This window comes from Streptomyces sp. NBC_00005 (genome assembly GCF_045160215.1).
Classification (GTDB): domain Bacteria; phylum Actinomycetota; class Actinomycetes; order Streptomycetales; family Streptomycetaceae; genus Streptomyces.
The window spans coordinates 1,491,931-1,512,262 of record NZ_CP108316.1 but is presented as its reverse complement, the minus strand read 5'-3'; the positions used below and the strand labels follow the sequence as shown (position 1 = coordinate 1,512,262).

Genomic DNA, 20,332 nt, shown 5'->3' with positions numbered 1-20,332 from the left:
ACCGGCGTCCCCGCAGCCGGAGGCATACGGAAGAAGTCCTGTCCGACGAACGGTCACGGACGGCTCACCGGGGGCGGCACCCGAATCAGTGCGGCGGCGCCCGGCGCGAGCGAAATGGTGATGACGAGGGTTGCTCGTCAGCGGCTCATGGCGTGCTAACGATAGCGCAATCGTGCAAAGCCGCCACGACTCTGTCAAGGGGTGTGTAGCAGTCTGATTCCGTGGTCTCGTCGTTTTCCTGCGCCCTCTTGGTTTGCCGGAGGCCCGATGCTATCGTTCGCACAACTCCTGGTGTTCTGGCAAGAAACTCCGGTGGACCCACGCTTTCCTGGACGGACGGACAGCACAGGCGGCGTGGGTCCACCGGGCCGGATCCCGGCCGACAGGAAAGCGAGCCCGACGTGACCCCCGAGCCTTCTGTGGCGCCCATGACCCTCACCACCGTTGTGGCCAGCACGCGCCCCGGACGTGTGGGCAGATCCGTCGCGGACTGGTTCACCCTCCGTGCCACGGACCACAACCAGTTCGAGTCGCACACAGTCGACCTGTACGAACTGGCGCTCCCCTTCTACGACGAGCCGCATCCGCCGGCCCTGCAGCGGTACACGCAGAGCCACACCCGGGAATGGAGCCGGATCGTCGAAGCGTCGGACGCGTTCGTCTTCGTCACCCCGGAGTACAACGGCGGCTTCCCGGCGCCGCTGAAGAACGCGTGGGACTACCTCGTCGTCGAGTGGCAGCACAAGCCGGCCGCGTTCGTCAGCTACGGGGGTGTCTCGGCGGGCACCCGGGCGGTGCAGATGGGCAAGCAGGTCGTGGCGAACCTCAGGATGCTGCCGATCGGTCCGACCGTGAGCATCCCGTTCGTCAACGAGCTCGTCGAGGACGGCGATTTCAGGCCCGGCAAGATACACGAGGCCGCTGCCGAGCAGGTGCTCGACGAACTCGGGCGCACTGCCCGCGTCATGCGCCGACTGCGCAGCGGAACGTACTGAGCTTGCACTGCACATGCAAAGGCGCCCGGAGTTCCTCGCTCCGGGCGCTTTCGCATGCGCGGGCGGGTGAGGCCGCCTGGATCAGACGGACCTGGACGGAGTCTTTCCGTCAGAAGGCGCGGTGCTGCCGCGCAGTACCAGCGATCCGGGGGAGAGTGACGTGTACGGGCCGTCGTTGTCGGGCTTGGTCTTCAGCCGACGCATCAGCCACAGGGCGCAGCCGGTGGCCATCTCCTGGATCGGCAGGCCGATCGTGGTGAGTCCGGGGCCCCACCAGGAGAACCCCGGGTCGTCCCCGAAGCCGACCACGGACAGTTCCCCGGGCACCTTCACGCCCTGCTCGGACAGCTCCTCCAGGACGCCCAGGGTGAGCTGGATGGAGCCCACTACGAGCGCGGTGGGCGTATCCGGTTCCTCCAGCAGCCGGCGCACCGCCCGGCGGCCGTGGTCCACGGACGCCGGCGGCCCCAGCTCCGTCCACCCGGCATCGTCCGGCAGGCCGCCCTCACGCAGGGCGCTGCGGAAGCCGCGCAAACGTTCCGCGCCCGTGGGCAGTTCCTCGGGACCGCCCAGATAGGCGATGCGAGTGTGGCCGAGCGTCACCAGGTGGGCCGTGGCCTGCCTCAGCGCCTCGTGGTCGTCCACGCCGAACCACTGGGAACCGAGCGACGGGTTGCGGCGCAGCAACTGAAGGTGCGGCACGGCCTTGAGCAGCTTGACCGATTCGCTGTGCGGGCGGGCGGTGGGCACGATGATGACGCCGGCCACGCGGTTCGCGGACAGCTCGCGCAGGTGGCGCAGCTCCACCATCCGGTCGTCGTCGGTCTCCGAGAGCATCAGCTGGAAGCCCTCGGCCTCCATGTTCTTGGACAGCTCGTGCGCGATGGTCGAGTAGAAGCTGTTGCGGATGTCGGGGATCACCAGCGCGACCACGTTGCTGGACGCCCCGCGCATCATCCGCGCCGCGCGGTTGCCGACGTACCCCATCTCGGAAGCGGCCTGGCGCACCCGGAACTTGGTCTCCTCGCTGATGCGGGCATCGTCGGAGAGCGCCCGGCCGACCGTCGAGACGGAGATCCCGAGGCGTTCGGCGATGTCCCTGGTCGTAATCACGTAAGGGCCCCCTCGAGCTGACTGATCCCGTGCCGTCACTTTCCGTATGCCAACGATAGCAACTTCCGTTGCGCTCCGTGGTCGGAGAGATCGGGCGCCAGGTTGATCATGTTCATCGTGCTAACGTTAGCATCACTGGATGGGCCGTGCAGCCGCCCGCGGCTGCCTAGTTGCGGAGGTTTCCCTTGCGGATCGTCAGGTATGCCGTCGGCGGCGTGTGCCACTACGGAGAAATTGAAGCCGGTGACGCCAGGATCGCGAGATTCGAGGGTGACCCCTTCACCGGGTTGTCTCCTACGGGGCGCATCGACGAAGTGGGCGACGTGGTCGTCCTCCCGCCGCTCGAGCGGCCACGGATCTTCGGCTTCGCCTACAACTACGCCTCGCACATCGACGAGACCGACCGCGATGTTCCGGAAGTTCCCGTGTGCTTCATGAAGCCGAGCACCGCGGTGATTGGACCGGATGATGCCATTGTCTATCCGGCGGACGGCGAACTGATCCATTTCGAGGGCGAGTTGGTCGTCGTCATCGGAAAGGAAGCCCGCCATGTGAAGCCTTCCGAGGCCCATGACTACATCCTCGGCTATACATGCGGAAACGACGTCAGCGACCGCATTGTCCAGCGCAAGGAAAGCAAATTCGGAACGCTGCTGATCGGCAAGGGGCAGGATACGTTCGCTCCCCTCGGGCCGGTCATCGCGACCGGGCTCGATGCGTCCGCGCTGTCGTTGACGACCCGTGTGAACGGCGTCGAGAAGCAGTCGGCGAGCACCGCCGACCTGCTGCTCGCCGTTCCCGACCTTGTCAGCTACCTCAGCCGCTATCTGACCCTGTTGCCCGGTGACGCCATCATGACCGGCACGCCTTCCGGCGTCGGTCCGATCCGCCCGGGAGACGAGATCGAGGTCGAGATCGAGGGCATCGGCGTCCTGCGCAACCCGGTCGTGGCCGAGAGTCTCTGACCTGGGACGTTCGCAGGGCGACCGCACGCCGGGGCCTGCCCACCGCTCAGCGGTGGGCAGGCCCCGGCGGCGTGTCGGCGGTGTCTCCTGTGTCGTGTGGGGGAATGCCGCCGTGTTGCACCGGGCGCCGGCCCGGTGCAACACGGCGGAAGTCGCCCGGCGGACGGTTCGCTAGCGGACCGCGTTGTTGAACTGCGAGGGGCGGACGAAGATCAGCGCGGCGACGCCCACCAGCGGCAGCACCGTGACCTGCAGGAGTCCGGCCCGGTCCCAGCCGAAGGAGTCCACCATGGCGGCGAAGAGCAGGCCGGAGAACGCCGCGGGTCCGTAGTAGCTGGTGACGAAGAGGCCGGAGGCGCGTCCGATCTGTGCGGGACGGACGGCCCGCTGTATCGCGCTGTTGGTGTTGGGGTAGATGAAGCCCAGGCCGAAGGCGCCCATGAGGAAGGCGAACACGCACTGCAGGCCGACTCCGGCATGTGTCTGGTAGATGCACACGCTGATGGCGGCGACGGCCAGCAGGCTCAGGATCAGCAGGTTGCGCTGGTTGAAGCGGTCGCCGAGCCAGCCGCCGAAAACGGCTGTCATGCCGCCGAAGCCGAGGAGGCTCATGGCCAGTGCGGCCTGCCCGGAGGTGTAGTGCAGCGAGGTGATGAGGAAGGTCGGGTAGAGGCCGAGGAACCCGTAGATGGCCACGCCGCTGATGACCGAGTGGACGGCCAGCGCGATGGTGTTGCGGTTGTAGGCGGAGGCCGGCATGTACTCGAAGGTCCTGGTCGAGACGACCTTCTCGGCGGAGTGCTCGGTCAGGCCGGTCTTCACGAGGAACAGGGCGGCGGCGGCGATCAGCAGCCCGGCCGTGCCGAACAGATAGAAGGGCGAGTGCCAGGTGCCGTGCATGCTCATCAGCTCGACGCCGATGAGCGGGGCGATGAACACGCCGATGGAGTAGCCCATGCCGATGACGCCGAAGGCCAGGCCGCGCCGGTGGGCGAAGAAGGCGCCGATCGCCGCGAAGATGGCGGCGGACTGCATGCCCTCGCCGAAGCCGGAGACGACCCGGTAGAGGGTCATGTCGGCGAAACCGGTCGCCAGCGGTGTCGCCATCGTGCCCAGCGAATAGATCACGATGCTGACCACCAGCACGGTCTTGCGCCGGAAGCGGTCCAGGAGATAGCCCGCGGGCAGGCCGGCCAGGGCCATGCCGAGGGTGAAGTTCGTCGCCAGCAGTCCGCCCTGCTCCAGAGAGAACCCGTACTCCGCACGGATGTTGGGCAGCAGCGGCGGAAAGACCTGACGGTCCATCGCGTTGACCATGTAGGAGAGGACCACCAGCAGGAAGCCCACTACGATCATGAGGCGGGAAATGGGGGCACGGCTGTTTTCCTGCGTGTCGCTTGCGGGCACCGCACTGGTGTCGACTTGCGTTGCGTGAGTCATAGCGGCTCCTTGAGGAGGAATGGGCCGCGGCAGGCCGCGGCTGATCCATCGCCGTTGCGGGTCGCATGGGCGATGACGAGAAGCGGTGAGCTGAACACGGACTCGAGCCGACGACGGCGATGCTGTCGTCGACTGACGGAAATGCAGGCGTTGGCTGCCGCACGGTCGGACAACTCATGCGGAATTCAGCCGTGATTCGCCTGTCGGGGACGTCCGTGGCTATGACGTCTTGGACAGCCGGACCCCGTGCGGACGCTTATCGGTCACACGGTCGGCGCTGGCAGAACCATGAAGGGGAAGTCTCCGGCGCGTCAAGATGTGAACGCCGGATTTCTTCCGCGTGACTGCATTTCCCGAGATGACCGGGTTCCTCGGTTCCGGACGGGCACTGCCGTGGGCGGGCCGGAGATCAGGTGTGCGCCCGCTCTTGACGTGTCGAAGACCCTGAATGCTATCGTTAGCACCACGTGGCTGTGACAAAGTGACTTCGACGTGCCCCGGCATCTCGTGACCCGTACCAGGAACGTCCTGCGGCGCCCGCCCCGACCACAAGTCGGCAAGCGCCCGCGACACCCGACCCGAGCCCAGCGACACGCTCCACCCCGCCCATGGCGGCCGACGGTTCATCGGACATGCCGACGGCCGCCGTTCCGGGTGACGATCAGACTGCGGAACGGACGCGACCGGGCACACCGCCCGGCCGTCCGCTGCGGCCGCACGATTTTGCGAGGACGACCTGCCATGAAACCACCGAGCCGCCCCGGCACCGTGCTGCTCACCGACTACGCCTGGCCCGACGACTCCGTCGAGCGATCGGTCATCGAGGAGGCCGGCCACACCCTGGTGACCGGCCCTGCGGAGCCCGCCTCCGCCGAGACCGTCGAGGAGCTGGTCGCCGAACACCGGCCCGCCGGGATCCTCACCTGCTGGGCGCCCGTCTCCGCCACCGCGATCGGCACCTCGCCGGATCTGCGGATCGTGGCCAGACTCGGCGTCGGCCTGGACAACATCGCCGTGGACGCCGCCACCGAGCGGGGCGTGTGGGTCACCAACGTTCCGGACTACTGCGTCGAGGAAGTCTCGGACCACGCCGTCGGCATGGTGCTGGCCTGGACGCGAGGCCTGGCGGTGTTCGACCGCGAGGTCCGGGCCGGCCGCTGGGACCCCGCGAGCGCCCGGCTGCGCCGACTGTCGACGCTGACCTGCGGCGTCGTCGGCTTCGGGCGGATCGGACGTGCCACCGCGCGCAAACTCGGCGCGTTCGGCAGCCACATCCTGGCCCACGACCCCTTCCCGCCGAAGGACGCCCCCGGGGTCGAGATGGTGGGCCTGGAGGAACTGCTGCGCCGCAGCGACGTCGTGATCCTCCACGTGCCCCTCACGCCCGACACCCACCACATTATCGGCACCGAGCAGTTGGCACTGATGAGGCCCGGCGGCCTGCTGGTCAACGTCAGCAGGGGAGGCCTGGTCGATACGGACGCGGTGGTCAAGGCGCTGGACAGCGGGCACCTGGAGGCAGCCGGCTTCGACGTACTGGAGTCCGAACCCCACGTCCCCGCCGCCCTGTTGGATCAGCCGGGCGCGCTGCTCACCCCTCACGTCGCCTTCTCCTCCGACGCCTCGGTCACGGAACTGCGCCGCCGCGCCGCCGAAGAGGTCGTACGCATCCTGGCGGGCGAGGCGCCGGCCCACGCCCGCAACAGCCCCCGCGGTCTGCCCGCCGAGTCGGGAGACCGACGATGACCCCGACCTCCGCGGAAGTGAGCCCGGACCCCTCTCTGGCCGACTTCCTGCTCGCGCACAAGCTCGCCACACCCGGCGAAGCCGCACGCTGGACGTCGCTGGCCGGGGGCGTCTCCTCCGACCTGTGGCGGGTCGATCTGCCGGGACGCTCCCTGTGCGTCAAGCGGGCCCTGGCACGGTTGCGGGTCGCGGCCGACTGGGAGGCGCCGGTGTCGCGCAACGCCTACGAATGGGCGTGGATGCGGTTCGCGTCACGGCACCGCCCCGACAGCGTGCCGGAGTTGCTGGCCCACGACGCCGAAGCGGGCCTCTTCGCGATGGCGTATCTGCCTCCCGAGCGATACCCGATCTGGAAGGCACAACTGCTGGGCGGCGAGGTGCGGGTGGCGACCGCGGCGGCCGTCGGAGAGCTGCTCGGCACCCTCCACGCGGCGAGCGCGGGTGACGCCGCCCTCGCCTCCGAGTTCGCCACCGACGACAACTTCCACGCGCTGCGCATCGAGCCGTACCTGCTGGCCACCGCGGCAGCGCACCCCGGTCTGGGCGACATCCTCCGGGGCCTCGCCGACCGGACGGCCTCGACCCGCCTGGCGCTGGTGCACGGCGACGTCAGCCCCAAGAACATCCTGGTCGGCCCGGCCGGACCCGTACTGCTGGACGCCGAATGCGCCTGGTACGGAGACCCGGCCTTCGACCTCGCCTTCTGCGTCAACCATCTGCTCCTCAAGAGCCTGGTGGTGCCCGAGCACCGCGGCGAACTCCTGGGCTCCGCCCGGGTGTTGACCGAGGAATACGTCCGGTGCGTCGACTGGGAGGCCCGGCCCGACATCGAGGCACGAACCGCGTCCTTGCTGCCGGCGCTGCTGCTGGCGCGCGTGGACGGCAAGTCTCCGGTGGAGTACCTCACCGACGACCGGCACCAGTTGCTCGTACGCACGGTGGCCTCGTCCCTGCTGCGGGCGCCCGCCCCCACGGTGGCCGGCGTCCTGGACGCCTGGGCAACGGCCATCGAGTCTTCGGCCTAGTCCGGCCGGTCCGACGGCCTCGACGGCCTCGACGGCCTCGACGGGTCCGGCGTACCTCGCGGATCCGATGGATTTGATGGACCTGATGGACCTGATGAATCCGATGGACTTGATGATTCTGATGGACCCGACTTACGGAGAGACGCATGCGCAGAGTCGTCACCGGCCTTGACGCGACCGGCAAGTCCGTCGTCGTCAGCGACGGCCCTGTTCCGCGCAGCCGGGAGTTCACCAGTCTGCCGGGCTGGGTGTCGCGCCTGCCGTGGGCCACCGACCCCGGCCAACCGGTCAGCCCTACCGGGGAAGACCCCACGCCCAAGGTCACCAGCCTGCTTCCGGGGCCCGGCGGCACGCGGTTCATCGTGCTGACCTTTCCCCCGGACACCGCGATGGCCGACCCGGCGTTCGACCCCGTTGCCTTCGACCAGGAGCAGCGGGCCGACTCGCCAGGCATCGCGGACCTCATGGAACCCGACGGCATGCACACGACGCCGACCGTGGACTACGGCATCGTGCTGCGGGGCGAGATCGTCCTCGAACTCGACGACGGCCACCGCACCCGGCTCTCGGCGGGAGACATCGTGATCCAGAACGGCACCCGCCACGGCTGGCGCAACCGCAGCGACCACCCGGCGACCGTGGCCTTCGTACTGATCGGAGTCCAAGCCGACCGCTGAGGGGGCGAAGCGGCCGCGGACATCCGGGCCGCACCGGCGGCGTCACCTAGGTCTGTGGCTGCCGCCGGGCAAGGAAGTCCAGGATGGCCGTGGTGAGTTCCGGCGCGGCGGCCGCCGTCCCGTGGTTTCCGGGCACGTCTGCCCGGGTGCCGTGCGGCAACGCCTCGACCAACTCGTCGGCCGTGGCGGCGCGTTCGTCGTCGGCACCGACCACCACGAGCGTCGGCACCTGGACACGACCGAGTGGTTCGACCGGCGTGGGGGCGATCGAATCCAGTACGTGGAGCAGGGCGACCGGATCCGCGCCGCTCGACCGGAGCGACTGCTCGGCCCGCTCCTCCGGCGAGCCCGGCTCGAACATCCCCCACCCGGCGAAAACCCGTCGCAGAACTGATCCCGCGCCTCCGCCGATGCCGAGCACCTGACGCAGCCCCTGGCCCGCGACCACCGCCCGGCCCGGGGTCGCGCCGCGCACCAGCATCCTCACCACGATGCGGGCTCCGAGCGAATAGCCGCCCAGGTCGTAGTCGCGGGCGTAATCGTCGCCCAGTCCCAGGTGCTGCAGGAGGGCGAGGCCGTCGTCGGTCAGTACGTCGAGGGGGTAGTTGACGGCGTCGTGGGGCTTCGCGCTTCGGCCGTGGCCACGGAAATCCGGCATGATCACGCGGTATCCGCGTGTTGCGAACGTCTCGGCGTGGCCGTAGCGCAGCCACATCGTCGCGTCCCCGGCGATGCCGTGCAGCAGAACCAGAGGTCTGCCCCGCCCCACCTCCCGGTAGGCGAGGCGCACGCCGTCACTGCCGGAGAAGTAGGACACAACAGGATCCAGCATGTGCCGGAGCGTATCCCCGGTGCGGCATCCCGCACGATAGCGGTCAGTCCTGTCGTCGTGCGGCCGCCCGGATCAGCCGTCGGATGTCGTCCAGGTCGGCCTCGAACTCGGCGGTGAGGTCGACGGGCAGGTCCAGCCATGGCCCGAGTGCGCTGTGCCCGGGGAGCTCACTGTCCGGGAGTTGGCCGCGGCGGCTGCGCGGGTCGACGGTGCCGGGCGTGAAGCGGCCCGACGCCTCGGAGGCGGCGAACCCGATCACGAAGGTGCTGACCAGCCGTTCCAGCCGGGGCACGTCGGGCTCCGGAACGCCGGCCTCGATGAGGGCGGTGTAGACGATGTCCACCGCGCGCACGGCGTCCGGTGTGACGGCGGGCCGCGAAAAGAGCAGATGTGCCGCCCAGGGGTGCTGCTGGGCCACCTTTCGGCAGGCGTGGGCGAGGGAGTTGAGCCGCTCGTCCCAGGTCTGTTCCTCGGCCTCGTCCGAGGGCAACAGCGCGGCCAGCAGACGTCCGACCATGCCGTCCATCAGCGCGGCCTTGTCCTTGACGTGCCGGTACAACGCCATCGGTGTCACGCCGACGCGGTCGGCCAAGGACCGCATCGAGACCGCGTCGAGGCCGTGCTCGTCGGCGATCGCCAACGCCGCGTCCAGAATCTCTTCCCGCCTGCCACTCATGGGTCTACAGTGTAGACGTATACGGCGTATACATATACGGCGTAGACCTCACGAAGAGGCGGAATGGAGGCAGGATGCTCATCGCCCAGGGACTGGTGAAGTGCTACGGCCGGCGTCGCGCGCTCGACGGCTTCGACCTCACGGTCGCGCCCGGCGAGATCGTCGGCCTGATAGGTCACAACGGTGCGGGCAAGACCACGTTCGTCGAGATCGTCACCGGTCTCGTGCGTCCCGACGCGGGCCGGATCCGCATCGGCTCGCACGACGCCCTGCGTGCCGGGCGGGCCGCCCGACGGCTCCTGGGTGTGGCTCCACAGGAGCTGGCCCTGTACGGCGGCGTCAGCGTGCGGGAGAACCTGCGGCTGCTCGCCGGACTGGCCGGGCTGCGCGGGCGGCGACGGGATGCGGAGATCACCCGCGTCCTGGACGAACTTCACCTGGCCGACGTCGCCGACCGGCCCGTGGGCATCCTGTCCGGGGGCCAGCGCCGCCGCGTCCAGGCGGCCACCGCCATGGTCGGTTCGCCGCCGCTCCTGCTGCTGGACGAGCCGACCGCCGGGGCCGACCCGGAGACCCGCGCGGCCCTGCTGACCGCGGTCAAGGCGCGCGCCGAGGCCGGCGCCGCAGTCGTCTACACGACGCACTATCTGCCCGAACTCGTCGATCTCGACGCCACGTTGGCGCTCGCCCGGGCCGGACGCGTCATCGCGCGCGGTACCCAGGAAGAGCTCATCCGGCACCTTCCGGGCGAACTCCGCGTCACCTTCGCCGACCCGGACGAACCCGAACTGCGGCTGCCGACCACGGACCCCGGTGCGGATCTGGCCGCCTTGCTCACCTCCGGCCGCACGCCCGTCTCCGTCGACGTCCGCCGCCCCGGCCTGGACGACCTGTACCACTCCCTGGAAACCGCAGCGATCGAAGAGAAGCCGGAGCCCCGTGATGTCGCCGCATGAATCCGCCGCCCGTCTGGGCGTCCTGGTGCGTCACAACCTGCTGCTGATGGTGCGTGAACCGGGCCCGCTCGTCAGCCGGATGGTCCTGCCGCTCGCCTTCATGACCTTGCTGCGCCCGCTCTATCTGGCCGCACAGGGCCGGACGGCCGGCACCGAACAGGCGGTCGTCGGCACCCTGGTGACCTTCTCGCTCCTGGCACTCAGCATCTCCGGCAGCGCGATCCTCACCGAACGTCTCGGCCGCACCTGGGACCGCCTGCGCGGCACGCCGCTCCATCCGGTGGAGATGCTCGTCGGCAAGGCCATCCCCGTCTTCGCGGCCCTGCTGGCCCAGCAACTCCTGATCATCGGCTACGGCATGGTCGCCTTCGGGCTGAGTGTTCCGCATCCGTTCCTGCTGCTGGGCGTCCTGCTCAGCTGGAGCTGTACCCTGCTCGGCCTCGGAGCGCTGGTCGGTGTGCTGGTCCGCAGCATGGGCGAGCTCTCGGCCGCCTACGACATCGGCGGCATGCTGCTCAGCAGCGTCGGCGGCGCGCTCGTACCGCTCAGCGTCCTGCCGGCCTGGGTCGCGGACGCGGCCCCGGCCTTCCCGGGCTACTGGGCTGCCCGCGGCCTGCGCGCCGCCCTCGACGGCGAGGCGCACACCGCCGTGGAGGCCTGCGGCACGCTCCTCGGCGTGGCACTCGTCTGCGGCGCTCTGGCCTCGGTCCGGCTGCAGGGTCGTAGCAGCAGGTTGGTGGCGCTCTAGGTGGGTGTGCCGCGAGGAGGATTTCTCGCGGGGTCCGTCCGGGCAACTCGTCGGTCCTGCGGAAACGCCATCTGTCGGTCCTGCGGAAACGCCATCTGGGGGAGGCGGGACGCACACCGCACACGGGGCGTCACAGATGGCGTCTCCGCGGGTGGTCAGGAGCTGGTGGCCGGGTTGTGGAAGTAGTGGCCCTTCTCGAGGTCCTCGATGAGGCCGGGATGGGTCGGCTGCCAGTCCAGCAGGTCGCGGGTCAGGGCGCTCGACGCGGGGAAGTCGAGTCCGAGGAAGGCGCCCAGGAAGTCGAAGTGCTCGGCCGCGGCCTCGGGGGCCACGGAGGTCACCGGCACATCGAGGTGACGGCCGATCACCTCGGCCACGTCCCGGATCGCGACGCCTTCGTCCGCGATGCCGTGCAGCACCGTCCCCGCTGGAGCCTTCTCGACCGCCAGCCGGAACAGCCGCGCGGCGTCGAGGCGATGGACGGCCGGCCAGCGGTTGGCGCCGTCGCCGATGTAGCCGGAGACACCCTTGGCCCGGGCGATGGCGGCCACGGTCGCCATGAACCCGTTGTCTCCTTCGCCGTGGCAGGTCGGAGACAGCCGCACCACGGAGGAGCGCACGCCCCGCGAGGCGAGCGCGAGTGCCGCCATGGACGTGGTCGCGCGGATGGACAGATGGGAGCCGTCGGTCGTGGGCATGTCCCGCTCGGTCGACATCTGCCCCGGCTTGAGGCCCGCCAGGCCGGAGGCGAGGACGAAGGGGCGGTCGGTGCCGGCCAGCGCGTCGCCGAAGGCGTCGACGGCGCGGCGGTCGGCCTCGGCGGCACCCTGGAAGTCGCCGCTGAAGGCGATGTCGTGCTTGAAGGCGAGGTGGATCACCCCGTCCGACGCGGCAGCGGCGTCGCCCAGGACGTCGAGGTCGTCGACGGTGCCGCGGACCACGTCGGCCCCGGCGGTGGTGAGCGCGGCGGCGGAGGCGTCGGAGCGGGCGAGCCCCACGACCTGGTGTCCCGCGTCGAGGAGTTCGGGCACGACAGCGGAGCCGATCCAGCCGGACGCGCCGGTGACGAAGATACGCATGGGAGAAGCCCCAAACTGTTGATGTCAGTGACTGTCATCGACCGTAACACCTGAAGTCAGTCACTGTCATCACGTAGGATCTGCTCATGGGTAGATGGGAGCCGAACGCGCGCGAACGCCTGGCGAAAGCGGCGTTGGAGCTCTACAGCGAGCGCGGGTACGAGCAGACGACGGTGGCGGAGATCGCCAAACTGGCCGGCCTCACCGAGCGGACCTTCTTCCGCCACTACGCCGACAAGCGCGAGGTGCTGTTCGGCGGCTCGATGGCGCTGCAGGAGCTGTTCGTGCACACGGTCACCGAGGCTCCGGAGTCCGCGGCGCCGATCGACGTGATGGCGGCGGCCCTCGAAACGGTCTCCGAGGTGTTCGTCGGCCGCCGTGAGTACTCCCGGCAGCGATACGCCGTCATCGCGGCGAACGCGGAACTCCAGGAGCGCGAGCTGATCAAGCTCGCCTCGCTGGCGTCCGCGCTCACCGACGCACTGCGCCTGCGGGGCGTCGCGGAGCCGGCCGCGAGCCTGACCGCTGAAGCGGGGATCGCCGTCTTCAAGGTCGGCTTCGAGCGCTGGATCGCGGCGGCCGAGGAACGCACGATGTCGCACTTCATGCGGGAGTCCCTGGACGAGCTCAAGGCCGTGACCGCGGGCGACTAGGGCCCTTCTGGTGGATCTCCGCGGCGTCGCGACGCCCGGCACGCACGCTCACCGCACGGCGCGAAGGGCCAGGTGGCTCCGCCACATGACCCTCCACGCCGCACGCCGATCGCACGCACCGAACGCCGCTCCTTCTTCCACGGAGATCCACCAGAAGGGCCCTAGCGCCGCGACAGGTAATGTTCGCCCCGTCGCGACGCCGGGCGATCAGCTGGTGAGCACGACCAGTTGCTGGGTCGCTCGGGTCATCGCGACATAGTGGTCGACCGCTCCCTCGATGCCTTCGCCGAACGTCTCCGGGTCGACCAGGACGACCAGGTCGAACTCGAGTCCCTTCGACAGCTCCGGAGTCAGTGACCGGACGCGGGACGTCGCCCGGAACGTGGGATCGCCGATGACGCAGGCGATCCCGTCGTCGTGTGCGGCGAGCCAGGCGTCGAGGACCGGGTCCAGTTCCGAGGCGGATCCGTGGACGACCGGTACGCCGCCGCTGCGGATGGAGGTCGGCACGTTGGCGTCCGGGAGCACGGCCCGGATGACCGGCTCGGCCTCCGCCATGATCTCTTCCGGCGTCCGGTAGTTGATGCTCAGGGAGGCCAGATCGATCCGGTTGAGCCCGACCCGCTCGAGCCGCTCCTGCCACGACTCCGTGAACCCGTGCCGGGCCTGGGCGCGGTCCCCGACGATGGTGAAGCTCCGGGACGGGCAGCGCAGCAGCAGCATCTGCCACTCCGCGTCGGTCAGTTCCTGCGCCTCGTCCACGACGATGTGCGCGAACGGGCCGGCCAGTACGTCCGGTTCGGCGGTGGGCAGTGCGGTCTCGTCGATCAGGCTGTCCTGCAGGTCCTTTCCGTGCAGCATCCGCACCGCGCCTTCGCTGTCGTCGCCGGCCGAGTGGATGTCCGCGGCCGAGACGATCTCGTCGATCACGCGGGCCATGCGCTCGCGTTCGGCGGCGACGGAGGCCTTGCGCCGACGCTCACGCGCGGCCGCCTTCGGGTCGCCGAGCCGCTGCCGTGCCGCGTCCAGGAGCGGCAGGTCGGACACCGTCCACGCCTGGGCCTCGTCGCGCTGAAGCCTTTGGACCTCGTCGCGGCCGAGCCAAGGGGCGCACATCCGCAGATAGGCGGGCACGGACCACAGGTCCGAGACCAGGTCGGCCGCTTCGAGCAGCGGCCACGCGCGGTTCAGGGCCTCGACCAGCTCCCTGTTCCGCTGCAGCGCCCTGCGGAACAGCGCGGGCGGGACGTCGTCGCCGTCGTACTTGTCCGTCAGGATCGCGACCAGCCTCTCCCAGACCTGTTCACGCCCCTCGTTGTGCGGAGTGCCCGGTTCCGGCGCTTCGAACGCCTCGGCCCAGTCGACGGCGCTCAGCCGGATGTCGGACCCGTCGAGGCTGACCGTCATCCCCTCGGCGGGCGGCTCCTCGTAGAACCTGACGGCCTTCTCGATCGCCTTCACCATGTCCGCTGACGACTTCAGCCGGGCTACGTCCGGGTCGGTCTCGATCGCCGCTGCGGCTCCCTCGGTGACGAGGTCCCGCAGGATGCAGGTCTGCACACCCTCCTCTCCCAGGCTGGGCAGGACGTCGGCGACGTAGTCCAGGTAAGGCCGGTGCGGGCCGACGAACAGTACGCCGCCCCGACGGTGACCGAGTCGCGGGTCGGAGTAGAGGAGGTGGGCGGTGCGGTGCAGGGCGACGACGGTCTTGCCCGTGCCGGGACCGCCGTCGACGACGAGGGCGCCCCGGGAGCCCGCGCGGATGATGGCGTCCTGGTCGGCCTGGATGGTGGCCAGCACGTCTCGCATCCGGTCCGACCGGTTGGTGCCCAGGCTGGCGATGAAGGCGGACTGGTCGTCCAGCGCGGCGTGCCCTTCGAGCCCGTCGGCGGTGAACACCTCGTCCCAGTAGTCGCTGATCCGGCCGCGGGTCCAGCGGTACCTGCGGCGGCTTGCCAGCCCCATGGGGCTCGCGTGGGTCGCCGCGAAGAACGGTTCGGCCGCGGGAGAGCGCCAGTCGAGCAGCAGTCGACGTCCCTCGCTGTCGGTGAGGCCCAGTCGCCCGATGTACACGGGCTCGGGGTCGTCCGCGCCGACCATGTGCCCGAGACACAGGTCAAGTCCGAAGCGGCGCAAGGTGCGCAGACGCCCGTTGAGCCGGTGGACCTCGGTGTCCCGGTCCATGGCCGCCCGGCCGGCGCCACCAGGCGCCCTGAGCTCGGCGGCGAGGAGGTCGGACAGTTCGGCGATCGTCTGCTCGAGGCTTTCCGCGATGGCCGCGAAGTGCTGCTCGTCGCGGCCGATCAGCGTCGGGTCGGCCTTGGGGGAGAGGCGCTCGGGAAGATCGAACGCGCTGGTGTTCAGTGCGGCCTGCTCGGAGGTAGTCATGTCACCGGCCCTGATCTGAGGTCGTTTCCATCGGCTCGACGTCACGGCACAACCCGTACACCGACAACAACAAACGCACTTCGTGGATCTCCCGTTTCCGCAGGTACTGGCTTTGGCCTGCGATTGTGCGGCATGACCGGGGCCTTGCCGCAAGCCCCCCGGTGAGCTATAAGTTGAGAGTGGCAAGGAGTGGGAAACCTCCTTGCCTTTCTTTTTTGTCACCCGTAGCGGACGGGGCCGCCCGTGGTCATTGCGGCCGGCGCAGTCCCGCGATCAGGAGTTCGACCAGTCGGCGCGCGTCGTATTGGGGATCGCTCTCCGCGCCGATGCAGAGGTTCCCGACGCCGCGCATGAGCTCGTAGGCACGCAGGCCGGATCGTATCTCGCCGGAAGCGACCGCGGCGTCCAGGAGTTGGGTGCACACGGGCACGAGGGTGTCGAGGAAGTAGGCGTGCAGCGTGTCGAATCCGGCGTTGTCGGACTGCAGCACGGCGGCCAGTCCGTGCTTGGTGACCAGGAAGTCGACGAACAGGTCGATCCATTTCCCCAGTGCGGCATGAGGAGTTGCGCTCGTCGCCAGCAGCTCCGGCCCGGCCGCGGCGCAGGCGTCGACCTGGTGCCGGTAGACGGCGATGATGAGGTCCGCCCGGGTCGGGAAGTGGCGGTAGATCGTGCCCAGCCCGACGCCGGCCTCGGCTGCGATGTCGCGTACCGGCGCCTCCACGCCTGACGTGATGAAGACCGCGGCGGCCGCGTTGAGCAGAGTCTCCTTGTTCCGCCGGGCGTCCACCCGCTTGGACCGGGCCGCGCGTCCCGCGCCCTCGTCGGCGTCGTTCACCACGCCGCTCCCTTCGATGCCGAGCTTGCCAAAGCGGAACGGTGTTCCGTATTGTTAACGGAACGAGGTTCCGTTTGCTCATGATGTCAGAGCCGGGACCCATCCACCAAGTCATGCACTGCCGTCACGCTTCACCCGCAATGGAGGAACACGGTCATGCAGTACCGCACCTTGGGCCGCACCGGTGTGCAGGTCAGCTCCCTCGCGCTCGGCGCCATGAACTTCGGCACGATCGGGCGCACCACGCAGGACGAGGCCACCGCCATCGTCGATGCCGCTCTCGAAGGCGGGATCAACGTCATCGACACCGCCGACATGTACAGCGACGGCGAGTCGGAGGAGATGGTCGGCAAAGCCATCGCAGGCCGTCGCGACGACGTCGTGCTGGCCACGAAGGCGAGCATGCCGATGGGCGACGAGCGTAACCACCAAGGCGGCTCGCGCCGTTGGCTGGTCACCGAGCTGGACAACAGCCTGCGCCGTCTCGGTGTCGACCACGTCGATCTCTATCAGATCCACCGTTGGGACCCGAACACCAGTGACGAGGAGACGCTGTCGGCGCTGACCGACCTGCAACGCGCGGGAAAAATCCGCTACTTCGGCTCCTCGACGTTCCCCGCCTACCGCATCGTGCAGGCCCAGTGGGCCGCCCGCGACCATCACCTGAGCCGCTACGTCACCGAGCAGCCCAGCTACTCGATGCTGCAGCGCGGGATCGAAGCCCACGTCCTGCCCGTGACCGAGCAGTACGGGCTCGGCGTGCTGGTGTGGAGTCCGTTGGCCTCGGGCTGGCTGTCGGGCGCGATACGCGAGGGCCAGGAGATCACCACCAGCCGCTCGACGTTCATGCCGGACCGCTTCGACACCAGCGTCCCCGCCAACCGGGCCAGGCTCGCTGCCGTCGAGCAGTTGGCCAAGGTCGCCGACGAGGCCGGCCTGACGCTGATCCAGCTCGCGCTCGGTTTCGTGACCGCGCACCCCGCCGTGACCAGCGCGCTCATCGGCCCCCGCACGCTGGATCACCTGCACTCCCAACTCGCCGCCGCGGACACCGTGCTCCCCGCCGACGTACTCGACGCCATCGACGCGATCGTCGCTCCCGGCACCGACCTTGCCGCACACGAGAAGTACGACACCCCGCCCGCGCTGCTCGACGCGTCACTGCGGCGCCGCTGACCGTCCGGGTCGTCCTGGGGACAACCTCCACGCCCGCCGAGACGGATGTGCTCCAACTCGGTGCGGCCGAACGTCACATGAACCTCGGCAGCGCGCCTCTGCCGGCGCTGCCGGTGTCGAAAGGAGCAAGGCTCCATGCCGCACACACCCCGACCCCGTTTCGGAATCATGACCGCGCCCATGCAGGTCGAGTACGAGGACGTCCTGCGGGTCTGGCGCGAGGCGGACGCGATCCCGCAGATCGAGCACGCGTGGTTGTTCGATCACCTCATGCCGATCGGCGGCGACCCCGACGGACCGGTCTTCGAAGGCTGGACGCTGCTCTCGGCCCTCGCCGCCCACACCCGACGACTGCGACTCGGCGTCATGGTCACCAGCAATCGGTTCCGGCCGCCCGCGATGCTGGCCAAGATCGCCACGACCGTCGACATCGTCTCCGGCGGGCGGCTCGACTTCGGCATCGGCGTCGGCTCGCGCCCCAGCCCTCCGCAGGCCCACCGGGAGTATCCGGCACACGGTCTGCCCTTCCACGACACCGCTCAGGCCGTTGAGAGCCTCGCCGAAGCGTGCACGGTGATCCGGCGCCTGTGGACCGAGGACAAACCGTTCGACTTCGACGGCACCCATCACCAGCTCACCGGAGCGTTCGGCAACCCCAAGCCCGTCCAGCGCCCCCACCCGCCCATCCTGATCGGCGGACGCGCGTCCTCGACCCTGCGCGTGGTCGCCGAGCACGCCGACCTGTGGAACATCCCGGGCGGCGACATGGACGACGTCGTCCGCCGCAGCGCACTGCTGGACCGCTACTGCGCGGAGATCGGCCGCGACCCCGCCTCGGTCACCCGCTCGATCCACCTGGCCGTCTCCTACGACCAGCCCGGCGTCACGCGGGACGCGATCGGCGAAGCGATCGCCGCCGGGTTCGGGCACATCGTCCTCGGGCTACCGGCGCCCTTCCCCGCCGACGTCGCACGCTGGGTCACCGACGAGGTCATCAGTACGTCGGCCTGATTCTCCGCGGGTGCCAGGGGACGTGGAGGTACTCACCAACAGTGGAGGAACTTCGCCCGGCCGTGTGGATGGGCTCCGGCGGCGCCGCTACGTCATGGCCCGCGCGCTCCCCGCTGTGGCGACCTGCTCCGCCACCTGACCGATCTTCGCCAGGCGGACCAGCGCCGGCCTGGACAGCACGTCCCCGATGTCGTGCAGGGCCACGATGAGTTCTTCGATTCCGTCCAGGGGAGTGTCCTTGTCCGCGTGCAGGAGGACGCCTCTGTACTCCTCGGACGGGACCGCTCTGCCGGGCATCTCGATCGGTTCCTCGTCCTTGTCCGCGAGGAACAGGGCCGGGATCGACGTGTCCAACGCCAGGGCCAGGGCTGTCAGTTCGGTTGCCGTGAACGCGCGGCGGCCGCGTTCGGCCTGATGGACTGCCTGTCGGCTCCAGGGCTTGCCGAGGTGGCGGCCCAGCGACTCGCCCAGCTCGGCGAGTGACATCCGCCGCGCTTCCCGAAGGCGTGCGATCTGTTGTCCGATCGCTTCCTCGACCTTCATGACGACCTCCCGAGTGTCATTCCCCATGATGACATGGAAATTTGGGCATTGACAGGTAGAAGGAGTCTCCTTACTGTCATGCCAGGGAATTCATCGTCAATGCATGTGATGACGTAGGGCAGAGCCGCCGGGATGGCCGCGGTTGTCGGTGGTGCGGCCATCGGGACCTGCCGGCGCATCGGAGGCCGAAGTGCAGCATCTTCACCTGGAGTCCGCGAGTGCCGGGAGCGACTGCGCCGTCCTCCGTGTCGCAGGCGAGATCGACGTGTACACCGCCCCCGAGCTGCGTGAGAAGCTCATCGCGCTCCTCGACAAGGGCGCTCTGCACGTCATCCTGGATCTGCGCGAGGTGGAGTTCCTCGACTCGACCGGGCTGGGAACCCTCGTGGGAGCGCTGAAGCGGCAGCGATGGCGAGACGGTTCGCTCCGCCTGGTCATCGGTTCCGACCAGATCATCCGGATCTTCCGCATCACCGGACTCGTCGAGGTCTTCCCGATTCATCCGACGGTCCCGCAGTCCATCGCATCCGATGACCACTGGTGGGAGATTCTCGGGACCGGGGGCCATGATGTGGACACCTGGTGCCGGGACCACGGACTGCTGTGAGCGGGCCGCAGGCCGCGTGCGGATCAGCCTCACGAACTCGGAGGAAGAGCCATGACCACCATTGCCGTCATCGGAGCCGGACCCGGCCTCGGCGCCGCGGTCGCCCGTCGCTTCGGCGGTGAGGGCTTCGACGTGGCGCTCGTCTCCCGCAATCGCCAGCGGACGAACGCCCTCGCCGCCGACCTGGCCGACGCGGGCATCACGGCACGCGGCTTCGCCGCCGACGTACGCGACCCGAAGGCCCTCGCCGCCGCCCTCGACGCGGCGCACACGGAGCTGGGCCCGATCGAGGTCCTGCAGTACAGCCCGGTACCGCAGCGGGACTTCATGCTTCCGGTGCTGGAGACCACCCATACCGACCTCACCGGACCGATCGAGTTCTCCGTCTACGGTCCGGTCGCCGCCGTCCAGCAGGTGCTGCCCGGCATGCGCGCCCTGGGCCGCGGCACCATCCTGTTCGTCAACGGCGGCACCGCGGTCGTCCCGCACCCCGACCGCGCGGGCACCTCCATCGCCTTCGCCGCGGAGAGCGCGTACGGACATCTCCTGCACGACGTGCTCGCCGGCGAGGGTGTCCACGTCGGGCAGCTGATCATCCCCGGCGCGATCGTCCCCGGGCACCCCAGGAAGGACCCGGGCGTCCTCGCCAACACGCTGTGGGAGATGCATCGGGACCGCCAGGGCTTCCGGCATTTCGCCGACGACCTCGACTCTTGACGGTTCGAGCGCGGGGCGATGCTCGACGGTTCGAGCGCAGGGCGGTCAGGAGGTCGACGTCTCGGCGGCGGATGCCGTTCCCGAAGGTCCTCGTCCAGGCGTGACGTGATGCTGCTGTGACCCGGAACTGTGGCCTCCACCACAGTC

At 69.4% G+C, this 20,332-nt stretch carries 19 protein-coding genes and 1 pseudogene; 12 read left to right on the top strand and 8 right to left on the bottom strand.

Going from position 1 to position 20,332, the window contains the following annotated elements; genetic code table 11:
* The first annotated feature begins 428 nt into the window (after positions 1–428).
* Positions 429–995 carry an NADPH-dependent FMN reductase gene (locus tag OG303_RS07400; RefSeq protein WP_405865994.1) on the top strand — a complete coding sequence of 189 codons (567 nt, stop codon included), beginning with the start codon at positions 429–431 and terminating at the stop codon, positions 993–995.
* Positions 996–1,076: 81 nt separating this feature from the next.
* Here the strand turns inward: OG303_RS07400 and OG303_RS07395 are convergent, their stop codons facing one another.
* Complete coding sequence (locus OG303_RS07395; protein WP_405865992.1) at positions 1,077–2,108, bottom strand: LacI family DNA-binding transcriptional regulator; 1,032 nt, start codon at positions 2,106–2,108, stop codon at positions 1,077–1,079.
* Between the two features lie 185 nt (positions 2,109–2,293).
* On the opposite strand from OG303_RS07395, the gene OG303_RS07390 reads away from it, so the two are divergent.
* The gene (locus OG303_RS07390) at positions 2,294–3,073 is read left to right on the top strand and encodes a fumarylacetoacetate hydrolase family protein (protein ID WP_405865990.1); all 780 of its coding nucleotides are present in this window, start codon (positions 2,294–2,296) and stop codon (positions 3,071–3,073) included.
* Positions 3,074–3,244: 171 nt separating this feature from the next.
* On the opposite strand, the gene OG303_RS07385 is transcribed toward OG303_RS07390, so the two are convergent.
* Complete coding sequence (locus tag OG303_RS07385) at positions 3,245–4,513, bottom strand: MFS transporter (protein ID WP_405865988.1); 1,269 nt, start codon at positions 4,511–4,513, stop codon at positions 3,245–3,247.
* 741 nt (positions 4,514–5,254) lie between these two features.
* Between OG303_RS07385 and OG303_RS07380 the strand changes: the two genes are divergently transcribed.
* From OG303_RS07380 to OG303_RS07370, 3 genes are all read left to right on the top strand, one after another.
* A complete protein-coding gene (locus tag OG303_RS07380) occupies positions 5,255–6,259 on the top strand; it encodes a C-terminal binding protein (protein ID WP_405865986.1) in 1,005 nt (334 codons plus the stop codon).
* The gene (locus OG303_RS07375) at positions 6,256–7,284 is read left to right on the top strand and encodes a phosphotransferase family protein (RefSeq protein ID WP_405865984.1); all 1,029 of its coding nucleotides are present in this window, start codon (positions 6,256–6,258) and stop codon (positions 7,282–7,284) included. Before OG303_RS07380 ends, OG303_RS07375 begins: the two co-directional genes overlap by 4 nt.
* Positions 7,285–7,430: 146 nt before the next feature.
* A complete protein-coding gene (locus tag OG303_RS07370) occupies positions 7,431–7,961 on the top strand; it encodes a cupin domain-containing protein (RefSeq protein ID WP_405865982.1) in 531 nt (176 codons plus the stop codon).
* Between the two features lie 46 nt (positions 7,962–8,007).
* Here the strand turns inward: OG303_RS07370 and OG303_RS07365 are convergent, their stop codons facing one another.
* Together OG303_RS07365 and OG303_RS07360 are read right to left on the bottom strand one after the other, a co-directional pair.
* Entirely contained in the window at positions 8,008–8,793 is a 786-nt protein-coding gene (locus tag OG303_RS07365; RefSeq protein WP_405865980.1) for an alpha/beta fold hydrolase, read from the bottom strand.
* A 43-nt stretch (positions 8,794–8,836) separates the two neighbouring features.
* On the bottom strand, positions 8,837–9,469 hold the full coding sequence (locus OG303_RS07360) for a TetR/AcrR family transcriptional regulator (protein ID WP_405865978.1): 633 nt from the start codon (positions 9,467–9,469) through the stop codon (positions 8,837–8,839).
* Positions 9,470–9,543: 74 nt separating this feature from the next.
* Here OG303_RS07360 and OG303_RS07355 point away from each other — a divergent pair, with 74 nt between their 5' ends.
* Complete coding sequence (locus tag OG303_RS07355; RefSeq protein WP_405865976.1) at positions 9,544–10,425, top strand: ABC transporter ATP-binding protein; 882 nt, start codon at positions 9,544–9,546, stop codon at positions 10,423–10,425.
* Positions 10,412–11,173, top strand: a complete 762-nt coding sequence (locus OG303_RS07350) for an ABC transporter permease (protein WP_405865974.1) — start codon at positions 10,412–10,414, stop codon at positions 11,171–11,173. The genes OG303_RS07355 and OG303_RS07350 overlap by 14 nt, the downstream gene beginning before the upstream one ends.
* A 155-nt stretch (positions 11,174–11,328) precedes the next feature.
* Here the strand turns inward: OG303_RS07350 and OG303_RS07345 are convergent, their stop codons facing one another.
* Complete coding sequence (locus OG303_RS07345) at positions 11,329–12,252, bottom strand: SDR family oxidoreductase (protein ID WP_405865972.1); 924 nt, start codon at positions 12,250–12,252, stop codon at positions 11,329–11,331.
* 86 nt (positions 12,253–12,338) lie between these two features.
* Here OG303_RS07345 and OG303_RS07340 point away from each other — a divergent pair, with 86 nt between their 5' ends.
* Positions 12,339–12,905 carry a TetR/AcrR family transcriptional regulator gene (locus tag OG303_RS07340; RefSeq protein WP_405865970.1) on the top strand — a complete coding sequence of 189 codons (567 nt, stop codon included), beginning with the start codon at positions 12,339–12,341 and terminating at the stop codon, positions 12,903–12,905.
* A 207-nt stretch (positions 12,906–13,112) separates the two neighbouring features.
* Here OG303_RS07340 and helR read toward each other — a convergent pair whose 3' ends face one another.
* Positions 13,113–15,293 carry an RNA polymerase recycling motor ATPase HelR gene (helR, locus tag OG303_RS07335; protein ID WP_405865968.1) on the bottom strand — a complete coding sequence of 727 codons (2,181 nt, stop codon included), beginning with the start codon at positions 15,291–15,293 and terminating at the stop codon, positions 13,113–13,115.
* Positions 15,294–15,540: 247 nt separating this feature from the next.
* Positions 15,541–16,131 (bottom strand): TetR/AcrR family transcriptional regulator, encoded by a 591-nt coding sequence (locus OG303_RS07330; RefSeq protein ID WP_405865966.1) that lies wholly within the window; start codon positions 16,129–16,131, stop codon positions 15,541–15,543.
* A gap of 156 nt (positions 16,132–16,287) precedes the next feature.
* On the opposite strand from OG303_RS07330, the gene OG303_RS07325 reads away from it, so the two are divergent.
* Both OG303_RS07325 and OG303_RS07320 read left to right on the top strand, forming a co-directional pair.
* The gene (locus tag OG303_RS07325; RefSeq protein ID WP_405865965.1) at positions 16,288–17,307 is read left to right on the top strand and encodes an aldo/keto reductase; all 1,020 of its coding nucleotides are present in this window, start codon (positions 16,288–16,290) and stop codon (positions 17,305–17,307) included.
* Positions 17,308–17,442: 135 nt separating this feature from the next.
* Positions 17,443–18,318, top strand: a complete 876-nt coding sequence (locus tag OG303_RS07320) for an LLM class flavin-dependent oxidoreductase (RefSeq protein ID WP_405865963.1) — start codon at positions 17,443–17,445, stop codon at positions 18,316–18,318.
* A gap of 87 nt (positions 18,319–18,405) precedes the next feature.
* On the opposite strand, the gene OG303_RS07315 is transcribed toward OG303_RS07320, so the two are convergent.
* Positions 18,406–18,888 carry a helix-turn-helix domain-containing protein gene (locus tag OG303_RS07315; RefSeq protein WP_405865961.1) on the bottom strand — a complete coding sequence of 161 codons (483 nt, stop codon included), beginning with the start codon at positions 18,886–18,888 and terminating at the stop codon, positions 18,406–18,408.
* Between the two features lie 163 nt (positions 18,889–19,051).
* On the opposite strand from OG303_RS07315, the pseudogene OG303_RS07310 reads away from it, so the two are divergent.
* Together OG303_RS07310 and OG303_RS07305 are read left to right on the top strand one after the other, a co-directional pair.
* Positions 19,052–19,396: pseudogene (locus OG303_RS07310) on the top strand (STAS domain-containing protein); the annotation flags it as partial.
* 123 nt (positions 19,397–19,519) lie between these two features.
* Positions 19,520–20,185: an SDR family NAD(P)-dependent oxidoreductase gene (locus tag OG303_RS07305; RefSeq protein WP_405865959.1), complete on the top strand. Its 666-nt coding sequence runs from the start codon at positions 19,520–19,522 to the stop codon at positions 20,183–20,185.
* Positions 20,186–20,332 lie beyond the last annotated feature (147 nt).